At 70.8% G+C, this 1,773-nt stretch carries 4 protein-coding genes; all 4 read left to right on the top strand.

What is annotated here, in order from left to right; genetic code table 11:
• The first annotated feature begins 199 nt into the window (after window positions 1–199).
• On the top strand, window positions 200–511 hold the full coding sequence (locus FNH08_RS49625) for a hypothetical protein (protein WP_152778558.1): 312 nt from the start codon (window positions 200–202) through the stop codon (window positions 509–511).
• A 17-nt stretch (window positions 512–528) separates the two neighbouring features.
• Window positions 529–699: a hypothetical protein gene (locus FNH08_RS49620; protein WP_228034864.1), complete on the top strand. Its 171-nt coding sequence runs from the start codon at window positions 529–531 to the stop codon at window positions 697–699.
• A 2-nt stretch (window positions 700–701) separates the two neighbouring features.
• Window positions 702–1,148: a single-stranded DNA-binding protein gene (ssb, locus tag FNH08_RS49615; RefSeq protein ID WP_152778557.1), complete on the top strand. Its 447-nt coding sequence runs from the start codon at window positions 702–704 to the stop codon at window positions 1,146–1,148.
• 88 nt (window positions 1,149–1,236) lie between these two features.
• The coding region (locus FNH08_RS49610) for a bifunctional DNA primase/polymerase (RefSeq protein ID WP_194238892.1) at window positions 1,237–1,773 on the top strand (537 nt) is incomplete at its 3' end.

Here is a 1,773-nt window from a genome sequence, read left to right as displayed (position 1 = left end):
CTGGCTACTGGAAAGTTGCCAGTAGCCAGTAGAACGGCCCTCTACTGGCCACCAGGGGCCGCGAGCAGGCTTTTTCGGCTTGCCAGTAGCCACTAGCCAGTAGCCACTACAACCACACACCGTCACCAACAGGCGCCCGCCCGGACACCCCCGGCGGGCGCCTGCCATGTCCACCGGAACGGCCGGAAGGGAGCACCACATGCACCACCGCGAACCGCCCGGACACCTCGCCCACCACATCCCCGCCGACGACTGGAACCGCGCCCAAGCCACCGGACGACCGGTCGTCATCGTCGTCAACGACCCCGCTCGAACCGGCATCCCGTGGCGCCGCTTACTGATCCCCTTCGCCATAGCCGGCGCCGCCGTCGCGGGCTGCTGGGGACTGGTCGCCGCCCTGTGCGCGCTGTTCGACGCCGCCGCCCACGCCGCAACCGTCATCGCCGGCGCCGCCGGACCCATCGGCATCGGCGGCGGCATCACCTTCAAGCTCGCCCGCGCCAAGCGCTGAACCCAGAAAGGAGCCTCGTGTTCGAGATCCGCGTCATCTGCGCCCCGGACGACGCCGACCGCGTCAGCCAGGCCCTGGCCGCCGCGTTCGACACCGGACCGGCCCGCCAGTACCCCACCCGCGACCGCAAGCGCACCCGCCTGTACTTCACCGCCGACCACCGGCCCACCACACCCGAGAGCGAGTGACCATGTCGTTCGGAGAGACCCCGATCACCATCATCGGCAACCTGACCGCCGACCCGGAGCTGACGTTCACCGCCTCCGGCCAGGCGCTCGCGAAGTTCACCGTCGCCTCCACCCCGCGCATGTTCGACCGGGAGTCGAACCAGTGGAAGGACGGCACGTCGACGTTCTTCCGCTGCGCCGCCTGGCGCACCCTCGCCGAACACGTCGCCGACTCCCTGGCCAAGGGTTCGCGGGTGGTGCTCTCGGGGCGGATCCGTCAGCACGACTGGCAGACCCCCGAGGGCGACAACCGCTCGATGCTCGCCGTCGAGGTCGACGAGATCGGCGCGTCCCTGCGCTTCACCACCGTCCAGATCAACGGCAAGCGCACCGAGAAGCCGAACGCGTCCGGCGACCCGTGGAACACCGGGGACAACCGGCCCGAGTCGGGCAACGAGCCGCCGTTCTAGCCACGCCCGGGGCGACCGCACCTCTCGCCAAAGACACGCGGTCGCCCCGGCCAACCAGTCCACAACAGACCTGTTGGAGGCATCCAGCATGACGCATGACCCACGATCCGCGCTGCTGTCTGCGGCGCTTCAAGCCGCCGCGCGCGGCTGGTCCGTGATCCCGCTCCGGCCCGGCGGCAAGATGCCCGCGCTACACGGTGAAGACGCCTGCCCCTTCGCCGGCGAGTGCGCCGAGGGGCACCTGAAGCCAGAGCAGCGCGCCACCACCGACCCGGACCGCATCCACGCCGCATGGGGTGCGCACCCGTTCAACGTCGGCATTGCCACCGGGCCGTCCGGCCTGGTCGTCGTCGACCTGGACACGCCCAAGGGAAAGAGCAGTTCGGACGCGCCTAGCGGCGCGACAAACTTCGCTGCGCTCTGCGAGCGCGCCGGACAGTCCTGGCCCACCACGTACACGGTGCGGACGCGCGGCGGCCAGCACCTGTACTTCACCGCCCCGCCGAGCCCCCGCCTGGCCAACAGCGCGGGCTCACTCGCACCGCTGGTCGACACCCGCGCGTGGGGCGGGCACGTCGTCGCCCCCGGCAGCATCATCAGCGGCGCCACCTACGAGGTGACCCAC

The organism is Streptomyces spongiae, from assembly GCF_009377185.1.
GTDB classification, from domain to species: Bacteria; Actinomycetota; Actinomycetes; order Streptomycetales; family Streptomycetaceae; genus Streptomyces; species Streptomyces spongiae.
The sequence above is the reverse complement of the archived record's forward strand: the minus strand, read 5'-3'. Positions and strand labels throughout refer to the sequence as shown.

What these genes read in the sequence shown, in the direction of transcription:
- FNH08_RS49625 (WP_152778558.1), top strand. Translation starts at nt 200, where the DNA reads ATGCACCACCGCGAACCGCCCGGACACCTCGCCCACCACATCCCCGCC.
- ssb (WP_152778557.1), top strand. Translation starts at nt 702, where the DNA reads ATGTCGTTCGGAGAGACCCCGATCACCATCATCGGCAACCTGACCGCC.